Origin of the sequence: Pseudomonas sp. C8002 (assembly GCF_013385765.1) — a bacterium.
Classification (GTDB): Bacteria; Pseudomonadota; Gammaproteobacteria; order Pseudomonadales; family Pseudomonadaceae; genus Aquipseudomonas.
Genome location: NZ_JACAPJ010000001.1, coordinates 362,482 through 379,222 on the forward strand (window position 1 = coordinate 362,482; position 16,741 = coordinate 379,222).

A 16,741-nucleotide genomic window follows, 5' to 3' on the forward strand; every position below is an offset into this window, starting at 1 on the left:
TAGAGGCTTGGATTATGCGGGATTTGTAGTCCCGATCGTTTCTTTACCGCAGAAAAATTTCATTTCTCACCAGCCTAATCTGATTTTCCAGACCGCTCGTCCCAGGCCTTTTTACTGCAGCAGACTTCGACGACTTTCCTTAGCAGAGACGTCATGGATGCATGTTCCTGCCACCCCCGAAATCGTCGAGTGGACCCCTTATGGCTACAAGCACAGCCCATCAAAAAACCTAGCTTGGGAAGATATTGTCAGCAGCACCCGATACGGCCCGGCCAAATACAAGCCCGGTATAAATATTGAAAAGCTTGAGCGAGAAGCCTATAAAAATGGAGTGCCAAGCACTCATGCAAAACCCTGGAAACTCAGGGAGTATCCGCAAGTCATAGGTGCCAGTGATGGCAAGCCCAGTTACTGGGTTCGAATTGAGTTAAGCGCGGGCGTCATACATGGTCATCCGATTTCCGAGCAGGAATTCAGGAGGTTAACAAGTTGATCTCACTAGGCTTTATTGACGGAAACGTCACCCATGATGATCTCTCCATCTTGCAGGATGGGGCGATGGAGAGTCAGGTTCACCTGTTGAAAGAGGACATGCTTCAGGTTGAATACGCCGGTGGGCTTATATTGGATGTCGGCTGGTACCCCTCCTTCGATACCCATGGTGGGTTCCGTATCAATGTAATAAGAAATTACGACTGGGACCGCCCAGTGATTGCGTTAACGGCGCACGCAGCCGGTGATCTGGTGGAGCAACTGGCTGTTGCGCAGAGCGCGATCAATGGCGAACTGCGCAACGTATTGAGAACCTCGGCTTAGGTAAAGCTCCAGGCTTTAGAAGCAGATATCGTCAGCTTTCACACGCTGCACAAATGCCCCGGCCAAGGTTGCGTTATGGTGCTCGATAATCGATGCGGCCGATAACGCCGGAGTGTCCATGCAAGTATGGGCATCCTCCGGCAGCAGCACCGAGAACCCCAGCTCCACGGCCACTCGGCACGTCGTGTCGATGCAGTACTGGGTTTTCATCCCGACGATCACCAGTTCATTCACCTGTGCCGCCGCCAGTTGCTGCGACAGCTCGGTGCCGAGAAAACAGCTGGGCCGGGTTTTATTGAAAACCGTGTCGCGAGCTTCATCAACCTCCAGTGCTGGCCATAGTTGCCAAAACGGGCTGCCCACCTCGATGGGCGAACCCGCAGGGCCGGTGTGACGTACAGCGAAAACCGGCACGCCAGCGTGTCGGGCGCGCTGAATCAGCTGGTTGATGTTGTCGAGTACGCGCTGGCGTTCGTAGGGTTTTTCCGGACCATCGTACAGACCGGTCTGCATGTCGATGATCAGCAGGGCGGGGCGCTTGTTGTCAGGCATGGTACTGCTCCTTGTGTTTGCCAGATGGCGGAGCAATAAAAAGGCCCCGTCCATTGCTGGCGGGGCCTTGGGTAAATCCGGGTGGCTTAGTTTGTGCGCCACTCACCGCTACCACACGACCCGCCGGAAGCGGTCGTGGTGGTGGTGCGGGTGAGGGCCAGCTGAATAAGGTTCATGGGCCGATCATGCTGGCGCTGGCGTTTGGCTGTCAACGCGTCAGCCGAGGTTTTTTTCCGGGATCAGGAGATTCCTGGCGGCAGCGAGGAATTCATCAGACAGGCCGTTGCCTTTGGTCGCACGTGCCAGGGTGAGGGCGCCGACCATCATCGCGTACTGGGCAATGGCGGCCTGCCGGTCACCTTCGGGGGTTCCGGTGGCCTGGGTAGCGGCCAGGATGCCCATGGACGCTTCAAAGCCCCGGATAAAGCTGCGTTGCAACGCGCTGTCGGCGGCTTCATGGCACATCTCCCCGGCAAAAGCCGCAACCGGGCAACTGTCCCCGGGGTTGTCACGATTGGCGGCCGACAGATACGGATCAATCAACGCCAGGCGCGCAGCCTCGGGATCAGGGCTTTGCTCGACCCTGGCCTGCCAGCGCTCGCTCGATTGCTCGAATGCCCGGTTGCAGGCTTCCGTGGCCAGCGCCTCGCGGGACTCGAAGTGCCCGTAGAAACCGCCATGGGTCAGCCCGGCGGCGGCCATCACGTCCGACACGCTGATGCCATGGATGCCCCGTTCACGAAACAGCCGCGTGGCGGCCTCGACGATGATTTCGCGGTTGAGTTCGGCTTGTTTGCGGGACACGCGTGGCATCGAGGGCTCTCTGGATCAGGTGGTGGCAGTGATGGGTGGCATCATAAAACGTTTAGCTGGCGTACTGCGCGATCCCGTTGCCGAACGACCAGTTTTCCTTCTTGACCTCCACCAGGCTGATAAACACATCTTCCAGGCGCACCGCCAGTTCACGGTTCAAGCTCTCGGCGATGGTCTTGTACAACAGCTTTTTCTGCTCGGTACTGCGGCCTTCGTTCAGAGTGATCTGGATGATCACCAGGTTGTCGGTGCGCTGGATGCCCAGGTACTCCGGGTCATAGATGAAGTGGTGTTCATCGTGCTCGGTGAGGATCTGGAAGTTGTCGTGTTCAGGCACGCCGATGGCCGTGTGCATGGCGTTGTAGATCAATACGCCGACGCGCTTGGCGTAGGTGACGTCGGGGTTTTTCCGAAGGTCGATGCGCACGATTGGCATGGCAGGTAGTCCAGTGAGAGGCGTGCCTTAAAAATACATGACGTGATGAATTTATAAAATAGATTTCTTATGAAATGTAAAATTGACCCTGCCGGAAACGTCTTCAATCCTCTGCACTGCACAACCATTCCTCAGCTAAGTCTTTGCTTCTTCAAGCGAATCCCGGACAATCGCGCCCCTGTTTCGGTCGTGGCGCTGCCTGTCAGGTTTTTCTGACTCGTCTCGACTGAGTGAATGCGGAGATCCGAACGGATGAATGATCAGGCCAATAGCGTCGACGAACGCTACGCAACGACACCTGCAACCCTCACAAGCTGGAGCCGCCAGGACACCACCTGGATGCTCGGCCTGTTCGGTACGGCCATCGGCGCCGGCACCTTGTTCCTGCCGATCAACGCGGGCCTTGGCGGCTTCTGGCCGTTGGTGATCCTCGCGCTGCTGGCATTCCCGATGACGTTTTTCGCGCACCGTGGCCTGACGCGCTTTGTGCTCTCGGGCCGTGAAGGCTCGGACATCACCGACGTGGTCGAAGAACATTTCGGCCTCAAGGCCGGCGCCGCGATCACCTTGCTGTACTTCTTCGCGATCTTCCCGATCCTGCTGATCTACAGCGTGGCGCTGACCAACACCGTCGGCAGCTTCATGGAGCATCAACTGCACATCGCGCCGCCGCCGCGGGCGATCCTGTCGCTGGTGCTGATCCTCGGCCTGCTGGCCGTGGTGCGGTGTGGCGAGCAGGTGATCGTCAAGGCCATGAGCCTGATGGTGTATCCGTTTATCGTCGCCTTGCTGTTCCTCGCCGTGTACCTGGTGCCGCACTGGAACGGCGGCATCCTCAGCACCGCCAGCACCGTGCCGGCCCCGTCGGCGCTGCTGCATACCCTGTGGCTGGCGATTCCGGTGATGGTGTTCTCGTTCAACCATTCGCCGATCATCTCGGCCTTTGCGGTGGACCAGAAGCGCCAGTACGGCGAACACGCCGAGGAACGCAGCTCGCAGATCCTGTCCCGGGCACACATCCTGATGGTGGTGATGGTGCTGTTCTTCGTGTTCAGTTGCGTACTGACCCTGTCGCCGGCGCAACTGGCCGAAGCCAAGGCGCAGAACCTGTCGATCCTGTCCTACCTGGCGAACCACTTCAGCAACCCGACCATCGAGTTCGCCGCGCCGCTGATCGCGTTTGTGGCGATTGCCAAGTCGTTCCTGGGCCATTACATCGGCGCCAGTGAAGGCCTCAAGGGCCTGGTGCTCAAAAGTGGCCGTCGCCCGGCTGCCAAGACCCTGGACCGCATGACGGCTGCCTTCATGCTGGTGGTGTGCTGGATCGTCGCGACCCTCAACCCTAGCATCCTCGGCATGATCGAGACCCTGGGCGGGCCGATCATTGCGTCGATCCTGTTCCTGATGCCGATGTACGCGATCCGCAAGGTACCGGCGATGGCCAAGTACCGTGGCCAGGCGTCCAACGTGTTCCTCACGGCGGTGGGCCTGGTGGCGATTACCGCGCTGATTTATTCGCTGGTGTCCTGACAGCACCCGGTTTCAGTGCAATGATCACGGCCAATTCGCAGACAGCGGATTGGCCGTTTTTTTTGCCAGGGAATTAGGGATTGAACACCAAGCCTGAGAGCGACACCACGCCGAACCGTGCACAAGACTTGCTGGCCGGCCTGTCCATCGCCGGCCTGTTGCTGCCCGAGGCCGTGGCCTATTCCAGCATCGCCGCGTTGCCGCCCCAGGCGGGCGTGATCGCCTTGTTTGCCGGATTGTTGTGCTACGGCCTGTTTGGCACCAGCCGCTTCGCGATTGTCTCTGCCACATCGTCCTCGGCAGCGGTGCTGGCGGCGGCCACGGCAACGCTGGCGGGGGATGACCCGGCACTCAGGCTGAGCCTGGCAATGGGCCTGGTACTGGTGACGGGGGCGTTTTTCCTGTTGGCCGGGATGCTCAAGCTGGGCGGGCTGACCTCGTTTATCGCCAAGCCGGTGTTGCGTGGCTTTGCCTTTGGCCTGGCGCTGACGATCATCCTCAAGCAGTTGGCCAGCGTGGTGGGCGTGCACCTGACCGATAACAACCTGATTTGCTTCCTGCCCCAGCTCCTGGAGCAACTGCCGCGCTGGAACTGGGCCGCCGCTGCCGTTGCGGGCGTCGCGTTGCTGCTGCTCTGGCTATGCGCGCGAGTTCGGCGCCTGCCGGGCGGGTTGCTGGTGGTGATCCTCGGGATTGCCGCCGGCCAGTGGCTGGATCTGCAGGCCCATGGCGTGGCGTTGATCGGCGTCATCGACCTGCGTCTGGAAGTGGCGCATTTGCCGGTATTGCCGTTCGCCGACTGGCTGCGCCTGGGAGAGTTGGCGTTTGCCATGGTGATGATTCTTTACGCCGAGTCCTACGGCTCCATCAGCTCCTTCGCCCTCAAGCATGGTGATCGCGTGTCATCCAACCGTGACCTGCTGGCGCTGGGGGCCGCCAACCTGCTGTCCGGGCTGTTCCAGGGCATGCCCACCGGCGCCGGGTATTCGGCGACATCGGCCAATGAGGCGGCGGGTGCCAACTCGCGGCTGGCGGGCGCCGTGGCGGCACTGGTGGTGCTGGCGATCGTGCTGACGGTGCTGCCGCTGGTGGCATTGACGCCGGAGCCGGTGCTTGCCGCCATCGTCATTTACGCCTTGGGCCGTGGCTTGAGCCTGCAGCCCCTGGGCCGCTATTTCTCCTGGCGGCGCGACCGGTTGCTGGTGATTTGCGCGGTGGCGGCGGTGTTGGTGCTGGGGGTGCTGGATGGGTTATTGGTGGCGGTCGGGATCAGCGTGGTGTTGATGTTGCGCCAGATGTCGTCGGCGGACGTGCGCGAGTTGGGGCGCATTGACGGCGGACATGATTTTGTCGACTTGCTGCATCACCCGAGCGCCGAACGGATCCCCGGTGTGCTGATCGTGCGGCCCAGTGAAGCGCTGTTCTTCGCGAATGCCGAGCGCGTGTTGGGGGCGGTGTTGAGCCTGATGCGGCACGCTACGTTACCGGTGCACACGGTAGTGCTCAGCCTGGAAGAATCCCCCGACCTGGACGGCACGAGCATCGAGGCGTTGCAGGCGTTTTTCGTACAGGTGCAAGGGGAGGGCAGGTGTCTGGTGTTGGCCCGTGTCAGGCATGAGGCGCAGGAAGTGTTGCAGACGCTGCCTGAGGCGTGTGCTCCCCAGGTATTGATCAGCGGCTTGAGTGTCGATGGTGCAGTGCAACTCGCGTTGCAACCCACCGCCTGAATGCAAAAAGCCCCGACTGGTCGGGGCTTTTTATTGACGCGAGCTTACCTGCGGCGGAACAACGGCAACGGTTCATCCGTCGCGGCCTGGTACGTCACCGAGAAATCCTTGAGGCTTTCCAGCGCTTCATACGGGTCTTTGTCCGCGCGCAAGGCGAAGGCATCGAACCCGCAGCGGCGCAGGTAGAACAACTGGTCGCGCAGCACATCGCCAATCGCCCGCAGCTCGCCCTTGTAACCATAACGGTCACGCAGCAGGCGGGCGTTGGAGTAGTTGCGACCGTCGGTGAAGGCCGGGAAGTTCAGGGCGATGACCTGGAAGTGCTCCACGTCATCACCGATCTCTTCGGCTTCTTCATCGGCGTCCAGCCACACACCCAGGCCGCCGTCGCGGGCCTTGAGGGCGTGAGCGTGCTCGCGCCACAGGGCCAGTGGCACGATCAGGTCGTCGCAGTTGGAGATGCCATCGAAGCTCGCATCCTTGGGCAGCAGGTGCCAGGTTTCGTCGAGGACTTCGTTGTTCTTAATGATTCGCTGCATAGACGCGCTCCTTGAACAGGTCAATGCCGATGCGCTGGTAAGTGTCGATGAAACGCTCATCTTCGGTGCGCTGTTCGACGTACACGTCGATCAGCTTGCCGATCACGTCAGGCATGGCTTCCTGGGCGAAGGACGGGCCGAGGATCTTGCCCAGGCTCGCATCGCGGCTGGCGCTGCCACCCAGGGACACTTGGTAGAATTCTTCGCCTTTCTTGTCCACGCCCAGGATGCCGATGTGGCCGACGTGGTGGTGACCACAGGCGTTCATGCAACCGGAGATGTTCAGGTCCAGCTCGCCGATGTCGAACAGGTAGTCCAGGTCGTCGAAACGGCGCTGGATCGATTCGGCAATCGGGATCGACTTGGCGTTGGCCAGGGAGCAGAAGTCGCCGCCCGGGCAGCAGATGATGTCGGTCAGCAGGCCGATGTTCGGCGTGGCAAAACCCTGCTCGCGCAGCTCGCCCCACAGGGTGAACAGTTGAGACTGTTCAACGTCGGCGAGGATGATGTTCTGCTCGTGGGAGGTGCGCAGTTGGCCGAAGCTGTAGCGCTCGGCCAGGTCGGCGACGCCGTCCAGTTGCTTGTCGGTGATGTCACCCGGTGCAACACCGGTAGGTTTCAGCGACAGGGTCACGGCCACATAGCCCGGCTTTTTGTGGGCCAGGGTGTTGCGGGTGCGCCAGCGGGCGAAACCCGGGTGCTGCGCATCGAGCTCGGCCAACGCGGCGTCCTGATTGCTCAGGGCCTTGTAGTCCGGGTCGACGAAGTGTTTGGCAACGCGGTGCACTTCGGCGTCGGTCAGGGTGGTCTGGCCGCCGCGCAGGTGTTCCATCTCGGCGTCGACTTTCTGGGCGAACACCTCGGGGGTCAGCGCTTTTACCAGGATCTTGATCCGGGCCTTGTACTTGTTGTCACGACGGCCGTAGCGGTTGTAGACCCGCAGGATCGCGTCGAGGTAGCTCAACAGGTCCTGCCACGGCAGGAATTCGTTGATGAAGGCACCCACTACCGGCGTACGACCGAGGCCACCGCCGACGAGCACACGGAAGCCCAACTCGCCCGCCGCGTTATGCACCGGCTCCAGGCCGATATCGTGCACTTCGATGGCGGCGCGGTCCGAGGTCGAGCCATTGATGGCGATCTTGAACTTGCGCGGCAGGTAGGCGAATTCCGGGTGGAAGGTGGTCCATTGACGGACAATTTCACACCATGGGCGGGGGTCGATCAGCTCGTCAGCGGCAACGCCGGCGAACTGGTCGGTGGTCACGTTGCGCAGGCAGTTACCGCTGGTCTGAATGGCGTGCATCTGCACGGTGGCCAATTCAGCCAGGATGTCCGGCACGTCTTCCAGGGCCGGCCAGTTGAACTGAACGTTCTGGCGAGTACTGATGTGGGCGTAGCCCTTGTCGAAGTCGCGGGCAATCTTGGCCATCATGCGCGTCTGACGGGAAGTCAGTTGGCCATAAGGCACGGCAACCCGCAGCATCGGCGCAAAGCGCTGAACATAAAGGCCATTTTGCAGGCGCAGAGGGCGGAACTCTTCTTCGCTCAGTTCACCTGCCAGATAGCGTCGGGTCTGATCACGGAACTGCTTGACGCGGTCCTCGATGATGCGCTGATCGTATTCGTCGTATACGTACATATAGGTCCTGTTCTCGGCAAATCTGCGCGCACGGCCGCGCACTCCCAACGGAGCCGGCGCACGATACCAGTTTGCGTTTATGCGCAAAAGTGATGTTTGAGTATATGCAAATAACCAAATGGCCTAATGAGAACGGTTATCGCGATACCCACATTTGTCATGCGGGCAATCATGAACTTTACTGTGCTCGTGTCTTTGTGCAATCACCTATAAAACCGACAAGAGGCGATGCTATGAGCAATCCGACCAAAGCCCGCAAAAGTGACAGCAGTGTCGATGCGTGGGCCATTCTGTTCTTGATTATCCTGGTGGTTTCCACTGCCGTGTTCTGGGTCAGCCATCAATAAAAGGGCGTTATCGAGCCTTGTTGTCGACAATCGGCAATTAGCCGAGATTGACCGGCCTGATGCCATTATCATGGGCCGTCATTCCGAAGGGCTCAGGCAACGATGTTGAAGGTTCTCTGCAAGTGCTTGCTGGTGCTGAGCATGCCGTTCTGGGCCATCGCCCAGGCGACGTCGGTGGTGTTTCTCAACCCTGGCAATTCGACCGAGACCTTCTGGGTCAGCTACGCGCAATTCATGCAGGCCGCCGCCAGGGACCTCGGCCTGGATTTGCGTGTGCGCTATTCCGAGCGCAACCCCGAGACCACGCTGGTGCAGGCCCGTGAAGCCCTGCAAGGCGCCGAGCGCCCGGACTACCTGGTGCTGGTCAACGAGCAGTACATCGCCCCACAGATCTTGCGCCTGGCCCAGGGCAGCGGGGTCAAGCTGCTGATCGTCAACAACGCGCTGACCGCGGACCAGACTCAACTGCTGGACGCCGGCAAATACCCTGACTGGATCGGCAGCATGGTCGCCGACGACGAACAGGCGGGCTACTTGATGCTCACCCAGTTGTTGCGCCTGCATGGGCCTGTCGCCCCCGGCCAGACCCTCGACCTGATCGCGTTCTCCGGGGCCAAGACCACTCCCGCCGCGCAACTGCGCGAGCAAGGCTTGCAGCGCGCCCTGGCGGATCATCCGCAGGTGCGCCTGCGCCAGTTGGTGTATGGCGAGTGGAGTCGCCAGCGCGCTTTCGACCAGGCCACGCAGTTATTCAAACGCTACCCGCAGACCGCGCTGGTGTGGGCGGCCAACGATGAAATGGCGCTGGGGGCAATGGATGCACTCAAAGGCAGCGGGCGCACGCCGGGCACGGACGTGTTGTTCAGCGCGGTCAACAGTTCGCCCGAAGCGTTGCAGGCGCGCCTTGAGGGGCGCCTGAGTGTGCTGGTGGCCGGGCATTTCACCCTTGGCGGCTGGGCGATGGTGGTGCTGCATGACGATGCCCGCGGCCTGGGTATGGCGCAGTACGGTGGGCGTGAGCGCAAGCTTGGGCTCTTTCGATTGATTGATCCGCCACAAGCCTCGCGCCTTTTAGAGATGCAGGGGCGCGAGGACTACGGCGTCGACTTTCGAGCACTGTCAGCCCAGGGCAAGCCAGCCACCTATCGCTACCCGTTCAGCCTGCAACTGCTGATGCATTGACCGGCTTCAAACACCGGCCAGGTGCAGCACCAGCTTGACGATGCCAAACAGGGTCAAGGCAAACACGGCGGTAAACACAATACCCAGGATGACAAAGTGGCTGGGCTTGCCATGGGTAAAGTCGCGGGCGCGATTCTTCCCGCTCTGCACCCCGAAGGCGGCTGCCATCACGCTGTGAAGCATCTGCCAGAAAGTCGGTGGCTTGTTGTTGGAATCGTCCATAAAGGCCTCGCGGTAGGGATCAAACCCATGGATGAGGATAGCCAAGTTCCCGCAAAACACCGGCTGTAGCTATCTACCGCCCTGGCGGTTGGCCCGTTCGCTGTACTGGGACTCCTTAACAGAGTCATCAGGAACGAGCGCATGCCAACCTTACCCGCCCCGACAGAGCAGGGGCTACACACCGCATTGATCAAGAACAGCTTGCCCGGCTGGATTGCCCGCAGCGCGGCTGCGGACATCCGACGCTTGAAGCCGGGCCTGCTGCCCGGGCGCGTCCCCGAGGATGCACCACCTGCCTGGCTCAGTAACGCGCCCCAGGGGTTGCGCCAGGCATTCGCCGACAGCCAGTTGGCCAGTCGCCGCGCCCACGAGCGGCTGGCCAAGACTCTCGACGGCCTCAAGGGCATCACCGAGTTCGCCCAGCCGCTGCTGGAAGACGCCTGGCGCAAACGGTTCGGTGAGGTACCGGACGTCCACAAGCACCAGTTGCACTACCTGCGTTACCGTCAGGTGCCGCAACAGCATTCGCTGTTGCAGGCAGCATTGCTCAACTTTGAAGGCAATGAAGACTTTGCCGATATCGCCCTTGAGCAAACCAGCGCGCTGGCCCCCGAAGGGGCGTTGTTCACCGAGTACTACGGCGAAATTCTGAACGACCATTCACGCCGGGCCCGCTATCGCTACCGCGAAAAGCTCGCCGTCACCCCGGACCAGTTTGCCGCGCTCTGCCGCACGCTGGACCTGGGCCGGCAATACCAGGCGCATTTGCAGCAGGTGTTCGAGGACGCGGGCACCAAGGCCGTAGTGCGCGAGCAGATGATCGACGCGCACAAGAAACTGCTGGCCGTCAGGCTGCACACGGCGCGGATGAAGAACGAAGTCAGCGACAGTGCCTATGCCATGCTCAACGCCTTGCTGGCCGGTACCGAACGGCCGCAGTTGGATGGCAAGCCCGTTGCCTGCAGCCAATTGGCGATTCTCGGCTGCAAGGTGGGTGAAGTCGTACTGATCGGGCCGGGCGTCGGCGCGATGGCAGATGCCCGGCAGCCGTTGGGCTGGGGCACTGTGCTGGTGCCCGGCGCCTCGCTAGGGGAGTTGCTGGTGCCGGCCGCGGCCGACCAGCGGCTGGTGGCGTGGATCCCCGGTGCGCCGTTGTGCCCGCTCAAGGAATACCCGTCGATAAAGGCGTTCGAGGCGGAACTGGCGATCAACCTGCGCTCCCCGGAGTATCAGCGGCTGTTCGCCAGCCTGGTGCCGCAAGACGAAGCCCCGGCTTTCCTGCAACGACTGAAGACCAAGCTCTTTACCTTCGAGTGGAATTCCAGAGGCTACATGGAGCAGATCTACGACCCGAACATCAACCTGGCGCGCCGCGAAAGCCTGATCAGTGGCGAGCTGTTCGGAGCACTCTATGACAACCACCTGCAACGCCTGAAAGATAACGCCAGAACGCTCGCCGTACCCACCGCCGAGGCGGATCGCAAGGCTGCCCAGGAACGCCACGAACATTGGCTGAGTATTGGCTTGAATGTGCTGAACATGGCGGCCTTTGTCGTGCCCGGCCTGGGGGAGGTGATGCTGGCGGTTACGGCTGTGCAGCTGGGCCTGGAGGTCTACCATGGCATCGAGGCGTGGAAGGAAGGCGACATGGATGCCGCCTGGGGGCATCTGGAGTCGGTGGCGCTGAACGTGGCCTTCATGGCCGCCCTCGGCGGTTCGACGGCCCTGGCCGGTCGCGCGCCGAAAATCCAGGTGTCCCGCTGGGTGGATGGCCTGGTACCGGTCAAACTGCCCAGTGGTGAGGCTCGGCTGTGGAAACCGGACCTGGCGCCGTACCGCAGCGAGGTGGTGCTGGCCCCGGCTGTCAAGCCCAATGCCCGGGGCCAGTACGAGACAGGCGGCAAGATTTATGTGCGTATCGGCGAAAACCTGCATGAAAAGGTCTTCGACAGCCGAATCCGCAAGTGGCGGATCAAACACCCGGAAAATCCCGAGGCTTACCAACCGATCCTTGAACACAACAACGCCGGTGCCTGGCGGCATGTGCATGAGCAGCCCTTCAAATGGGACCGCCTGACCCTGTTGCGACGACTGGGGCCTGCCACTGAAGAATTCTCTGATACGACACTGGGCATTATTGGGGATATCAGTGGGGTCCAGGATGACGTGTTGCGCAAGGCGTATATCGAAGGCAGGCCGCTGCCCGCCGTGCTGGCCGATACCCTGGAGCAGTTCCGCAGCCAGCCAGTGGCGGATACGGCGCCGCTGGCTGGCGAAGAGGCGGTGCTGCAACGGCGCTTCCCTGGATTGTCGAGGCGAGCCATCCAGGAAATTCTTGATACCGCCAGCGAACAGGAGCGCTTGCAACTGCGCAGTCAGCGTGGAGCCTCGGCGCGCCTGGACAATGCCGCTCGCCGCGCAGTCCAACAAGGCCGCCTGAGCCGTGCCCTGGCGGGGCTGCATCGCCAGGCCGACGCCGGTGTCGACACGGACCGCCTGGCCCTGCATTGCCTGCAACACTTGCCGGGCTGGCCCACCAATCTGCGCCTGGAAGTGCGCTTTCAGGCTGTCGAAGGACCGTTACTGAACAGCATTGGCCCGCAAGATGCGCCGCTGCGCAGATACCTGGTCAAGCAGGGCGAAGCCTTCCAGGCCTACGACGAGCGCGGTGTCGCGCTGAACAGCCGGACCACCGGGCGGCGTAATTTCTTCCAGTCCGTCGTGCATGCGATCCCCGCTGCGGCCCGACCTGGCCTGGACATGCCCGTGGCGACCCTGGACCGGGAACTGCAACAGGCGGTGGCCAGTTATGCCACCCGCCGCCGTAGCCAAATGTCCAATGTGCTCGGCCTGCGCGCACCGCGTTCGCGACCCGTGTTGACAGGGGCGGGGGGCGTCCTGGGTTACCCGTTGAGCGGTCGGGGCAAAGGCTTTGACGTGGATGCATCGCTGACGGCGAGGGTGCAGGCGCTCTATCCGAACCTCAACGCCGGGCAGGCCAGCGAGTTTGTCCTGAGCCGATTGCAGGCCGGTGAAAGCGCCCAACAGATCTTCACCCTGTTGGGAAACCGCCAGCGTGAGTTCGACCTGTTGCAGGCAGAGCTTGATCAGTGGACCGCCGCTGCGTTCCCACAGCCGGGTAGGGTCAGTGATCAGCAACGGATGGCGGCCGACATCATCAGTTGCTGGCGCCAGGGCATTTACCGCGAGCGGCCGCCGCTGAGCACCCTGTCGCTAGGCAGCGTGACGGACCTTCCGCGGCTGAGCGCAGACTTTTCCCATGTGCAGTCGCTGAGTGTGCGAGCCGAGGCCTTATCGGGTGAGCAGGGTACAAGGCTGGCTGAGCAATTCTCCGGCGTGCAACGCCTTGATGTATTCCTTGAGGCAACGCCAGGCATCGAGCTGGTCGACGGACTGAACCGCTTTACCGGGCTCACCCAGTTGACGTTAGGCGGCCGGGATATGGCCTATCCGGCTACGTTCATGCAACGCCTGGGGGGGATGGAGCGTTTGCAGCACCTGAGCATCGATGGCGTTTCGCAACGCCTGGACGTCAGCGCCCTCACGCACCTGCGCTCGCTGCGCATGGAGGGCTCGGTGCAGGAGTGGCCACAGGGGGTGGCGTCACTTGAGCACCTTGAGAGGCTCGACCTGTGGCGAACAAACATCCGTTCGGTGCCCCCGTCGATGCTCATCGGGCATGAACGCCTGTGGCGCGGCTTGAACCTGCGGTGGGCCGCGTTTGACCGCCGGGAATTCATGGCGGTGTATGAACACGTGCGGGGCAATCCGGCTCACCTGCTCAATGAGCAAGCCCTGGTGCGGGGTTACTGTGAGGGCGTGATGGATCGTTTGAAAGACGTGCGCTGGGGGTTTGGCATAGACGTTGTCTCTCAGTTCCGGCAGCAGGGTCTGACCACTGAACAGATACTGGCCCGCACTCACCAGGTACTCGACGAACAGCTCGCCCTGAGCCGGGACCTGGAGGAGTGGGCGACCAGGGAGTTGCGGGTTGACCGCCGGCAGGTGGATGTCTTTTACCGCCAGCGCGCCGCCGAGCGGCTCCTGGACAGTTGGCGTGAAGGCCTGGGGCCGCGGTTTGCGCCGTCGGGCATGTCGGCGCGCTCCAACCTGCCGACCGCCACACTGAACCTGTCGGGGGGCGTGCTGGGCGACTTGCCCGGGTTGCCGGCGGCCGCGTTCGCCCATGTCAAACAGGTCAACCTGAGCGGCACCCGGGTTTCCATTGAGGCGTTGAATGACTTTCTCGGCGCATTCAACGCCATTGAAGACTTGAACCTCAGTGCCAGCAACCTGGCACAGCTGCCTTCGGCCCTGGACAACTTCACCGCCCTGCGCCAGTTGGATCTTTCCCACAACCAACTGAGCATCATCCCGTCCATCCAGCAACGCTTGAGCCGCCTGACGACTCTTGAAACCCTGGACTTGCAATACAACCGTGTCGCGAGCCTGGATCTGCGTGGCCTCAACGCCTTGCGCCACTTGAACCTCAGCCGCACTGGAATCACCGAATGGCCCGAGGGTGTCCTGGACTTGCCAGTCCTGGAAAGCCTGGACCTGAGCCACAGCGCTATCACCCGGGTGCCCGCCCAGGCGCTCACCGGCCACGACACGCTGATGCTCAAGAGCAACCTGCGGGGTTGCCGACTGACTGCCCGGGCCTGCGCCGACATCCTGGCCTTTGCGCAACGCACCCTGCGGGAAAATCCATTGGGCCTTGATGTGGAATTACTGCCGTTGGTGGGGCCGGAAATCTACCTGCACAAGCCGCTGGGCATTCCCCAGGAACAGCTGCGCATCGGCCGGACCGGCGGCGATCCGGAGTATTTCCCGGTCAGGGTCACCGACGACCCCGGCCAGTTGCTGTTGCCCCTGCACGTCGAGAACGTCGACGCGCAAGCACGCCTCACTCCGGCGGCGCGCCTGCAACAACTGGATCCTGCCTTGAGCAGTGCCCAGGCGGTGGCGCGCATTGATGAATGGCTGGCCGCCGGCCTGGGCGCCACCGGCGTCGACACACGCCTGGTGCAGTTGCGCGCCGAGCATCAACGCTTGAGCCGGGTGTTGAACAGTTGGATCGACATCGAGGGTTATCGCGAGGGGGGCGGCTGGGTCAGTGCCCTCGACCGTCGTCGTGCCGCCGGCCGGCTCCTTGAAAGCTGGCGCCACAACCTGCGTGCCCGGCCCGAGGTGCCGCCGGTGGACGGGCGCGAGGTACTGGACCTGTCCGGGTTGTATCTGGGCGACCTGCCGACGTTGCCGGCTTCAATGAGCCACGTCAGCGTGCTCGACCTCACCGAGGTGAAGCTGACGGAGCAGGGGTCCAATGGGTTCCTGGGCAGTTTCCCTCACCTGCGCCGGCTTGTGCTCAACAAGAATGGCCTGGCGCACCTGCCCGAGGTGATCAACCAATACACGGCGCTGACTCATCTCGAAGCCACCTACAATGATTTGCGCGACGCTGTGGAGCTACAGGCACTGCTCGGCCCATTAAGTGCGCTGGAATGGCTCGACCTTGGCGAAAACACCCTGGCCAGCCTGGATGTCAGCGGCCTGCGCGGGCTGACAAACCTGGACCTGCACAACAACGTCCTGGAGGAATGGCCGGCCGGGGCATTGGAACTGCCGCGACTGCGCACCCTCGACCTCAGCAATAACCAGATCGAGACCATCCCGGACGATGCCCTGTTACCTCGCCACAACCTCCTGATGAGCAACACCAACCTGACGGACAACGGGCTGGAAGAACGCGTGTTCGAGCGCCTGAGCGACTTCCTCGAGGAAACGGGGTTCGGCCTGGGTTATACCCGGGAGCAAATTGATCGCGAGCTCGATGGCTTCCTCCTCAGTACCAGTCACGAGGAAGCGGATCTGAGCGGTGAGCTGCATCCGGAGCTGCTGACGCCCGCAGCACAGAAAGCCCAGTGGTTTGCTGGCGTGGCGGCCGACTCCAGCAAACACGCAGTCTGGGAGTCGCTCAAGAGCGCTGACGACAGTGAGGATTTCTTCTACATCATTTCCCAGCTGAAAAACGCCCAGGACTTCATCACCGACCGCCCTGAGTTGACGCGCCGGGTATGGGAGGTGCTGGAGGCCGCCGAGCAACGTCCGGCGTTGCGCGAGCAACTGTTCGGCAAGGCTCGCGGCATGCGGATCAACGCGACCTGCGGTGACGGCTGGATCCTGCTGTTCAGCGACCTTGAAGTCAGTGTCTATGAGTTCAAGGCCCTGGAAACCGTGGAGCCCGGAAAAGAAGGCGCGGCGCTGTTCAAGCTGGCCAGAAGCATGATCCGCCTGGAACAGACTGAAGCCACCGCCAGCCGCGTGGTCAGCCTAAAGCCCAGTGTTGACCCGGCGGAAATTCGCCTGGCCTACCGCATCGGCCTGGCCCAACGCCTGGAGTTGCCGCGCCAGCCGTCCGGCATGCTGTACCGCAACCTTTCCCAAGTGAAACAGGCCGATATCGACCAGGCCTACGCCAGCATCATCGCCCGGGAGGCGACCGAGGCGTTCACGGCCGATCTGGTCACGCGCCAGTACTGGGTCGACTACGTGCAGAAGCAATACGCGGCTGACTTTACGACGCTGGCCCAGACCCAGGCCCGCGAGGCTGAAGCCCTGGAGGATCGCTATCCGGCGTTTGGTGCGCAGTACGAGGCGCAAGCCGTGGTATTGGCCAAGCAAAGGACTGAGCAACGCCAGGCCCTGCTGATTCGCCTGTCCGAGCGGGAGAGAGCAGCACTGAGGCTATAACAGCCTGTGCCCCGGCGGCAGGTCCGGAAACGGGCCTGCCGCGCCTCAGTGGTCGTTACCCAGGTTCGGCGCCAAGGTGCACAAAAACATTTATCTACCTGCGAAGGCGCTCGCCTGTTCGCTGTACTGGGCCTCCCAAAAGCGTTCTCAGGAAGCCGCAC

The 16,741-nt window shown here is 61.9% G+C and carries 12 protein-coding genes; 6 read left to right on the top strand and 6 right to left on the bottom strand.

Features of this window, described 5'->3' with window-relative positions; all coding sequences use genetic code 11:
* The first annotated feature begins 7 nt into the window (after positions 1-7).
* Both HX814_RS01700 and HX814_RS01705 read left to right on the top strand, forming a co-directional pair.
* Entirely contained in the window at positions 8-493 is a 486-nt protein-coding gene (locus tag HX814_RS01700) for a hypothetical protein (protein WP_177008206.1), read from the top strand.
* The gene (locus tag HX814_RS01705; RefSeq protein ID WP_003210784.1) at positions 490-816 is read left to right on the top strand and encodes a hypothetical protein; all 327 of its coding nucleotides are present in this window, start codon (positions 490-492) and stop codon (positions 814-816) included. Before HX814_RS01700 ends, HX814_RS01705 begins: the two co-directional genes overlap by 4 nt.
* A 15-nt stretch (positions 817-831) precedes the next feature.
* On the opposite strand, the gene HX814_RS01710 is transcribed toward HX814_RS01705, so the two are convergent.
* From HX814_RS01710 to HX814_RS01720, 3 genes are all read right to left on the bottom strand, one after another.
* Positions 832-1,368: a cysteine hydrolase family protein gene (locus HX814_RS01710; protein ID WP_087692888.1), complete on the bottom strand. Its 537-nt coding sequence runs from the start codon at positions 1,366-1,368 to the stop codon at positions 832-834.
* A 216-nt stretch (positions 1,369-1,584) separates the two neighbouring features.
* Complete coding sequence (locus HX814_RS01715) at positions 1,585-2,181, bottom strand: TetR/AcrR family transcriptional regulator (protein ID WP_177008205.1); 597 nt, start codon at positions 2,179-2,181, stop codon at positions 1,585-1,587.
* 52 nt (positions 2,182-2,233) lie between these two features.
* Complete coding sequence (locus tag HX814_RS01720) at positions 2,234-2,617, bottom strand: tautomerase family protein (protein WP_003210790.1); 384 nt, start codon at positions 2,615-2,617, stop codon at positions 2,234-2,236.
* 252 nt (positions 2,618-2,869) lie between these two features.
* Here HX814_RS01720 and HX814_RS01725 point away from each other — a divergent pair, with 252 nt between their 5' ends.
* Both HX814_RS01725 and HX814_RS01730 read left to right on the top strand, forming a co-directional pair.
* Positions 2,870-4,147, top strand: a complete 1,278-nt coding sequence (locus tag HX814_RS01725) for a serine/threonine transporter (protein ID WP_177008204.1) — start codon at positions 2,870-2,872, stop codon at positions 4,145-4,147.
* 80 nt (positions 4,148-4,227) lie between these two features.
* The gene (locus HX814_RS01730) at positions 4,228-5,874 is read left to right on the top strand and encodes a SulP family inorganic anion transporter (protein WP_177008203.1); all 1,647 of its coding nucleotides are present in this window, start codon (positions 4,228-4,230) and stop codon (positions 5,872-5,874) included.
* 44 nt (positions 5,875-5,918) lie between these two features.
* On the opposite strand, the gene HX814_RS01735 is transcribed toward HX814_RS01730, so the two are convergent.
* Both HX814_RS01735 and HX814_RS01740 read right to left on the bottom strand, forming a co-directional pair.
* Positions 5,919-6,413 (bottom strand): DUF934 domain-containing protein, encoded by a 495-nt coding sequence (locus tag HX814_RS01735; protein ID WP_003210798.1) that lies wholly within the window; start codon positions 6,411-6,413, stop codon positions 5,919-5,921.
* A complete protein-coding gene (locus HX814_RS01740) occupies positions 6,397-8,055 on the bottom strand; it encodes a nitrite/sulfite reductase (protein WP_003210800.1) in 1,659 nt (552 codons plus the stop codon). Before HX814_RS01740 ends, HX814_RS01735 begins: the two co-directional genes overlap by 17 nt.
* 449 nt (positions 8,056-8,504) lie before the next feature.
* Here HX814_RS01740 and HX814_RS01745 point away from each other — a divergent pair, with 449 nt between their 5' ends.
* Entirely contained in the window at positions 8,505-9,584 is a 1,080-nt protein-coding gene (locus HX814_RS01745) for an ABC transporter substrate-binding protein (protein WP_102604658.1), read from the top strand.
* Positions 9,585-9,590: 6 nt separating this feature from the next.
* Here HX814_RS01745 and HX814_RS01750 read toward each other — a convergent pair whose 3' ends face one another.
* A complete protein-coding gene (locus HX814_RS01750) occupies positions 9,591-9,806 on the bottom strand; it encodes a DUF2970 domain-containing protein (RefSeq protein ID WP_008432997.1) in 216 nt (71 codons plus the stop codon).
* Between the two features lie 141 nt (positions 9,807-9,947).
* On the opposite strand from HX814_RS01750, the gene HX814_RS01755 reads away from it, so the two are divergent.
* Positions 9,948-16,580, top strand: a complete 6,633-nt coding sequence (locus tag HX814_RS01755) for an NEL-type E3 ubiquitin ligase domain-containing protein (RefSeq protein ID WP_256343937.1) — start codon at positions 9,948-9,950, stop codon at positions 16,578-16,580.
* Positions 16,581-16,741: the final 161 nt, after the last annotated feature.